The 390-nt window shown below is 40.8% G+C and carries 1 protein-coding gene; it reads right to left on the bottom strand.

Features of this window, described 5'->3' with window-relative positions; all coding sequences use genetic code 11:
* Nucleotides 1-102: 102 nt before the first annotated feature.
* A partial coding sequence (locus AC1VNY_RS42895; RefSeq protein ID WP_482409739.1) for an ATP-binding protein occupies nucleotides 103-390 on the bottom strand: 288 nt, incomplete at its 5' end.

Genomic DNA, 390 nt, shown 5'->3' with positions numbered 1-390 from the left:
GTTACGTATGAATGTAAGCGCATAATCAATCGCAGCCACGTTAATACTCACGACGTGGCTGCGTTTTTTCATGGTTGATTTATGGCGTACTGAAGCCCTATGTTAATTTCTTTGCGGTAACGTAATTCGGAACACATTATGCTTATTAAAATAGTGATACGTAGCACTTCCCCCATGCAATTCGGCAATCGCTTTGACTAAAGAAAGACCAAGTCCCTGACCTTCGGAATGACGCGAATTATCTCCCCGCCAAAATCTACGGAAGAGTTTTTCAGGCTCATTAATTTTCGTTCCAGGACTGGCGATATCAATATTAAGATAGCCGTTGGTATCAAGAAAACTGGTTATATGAATGCGCGATTTTTCTGGTGAATATCTAATGGCATTAAC

The organism is Bradyrhizobium ferriligni (assembly GCF_056837965.1).
The sequence above is the reverse complement of the archived record's forward strand: the minus strand, read 5'-3'. Positions and strand labels throughout refer to the sequence as shown.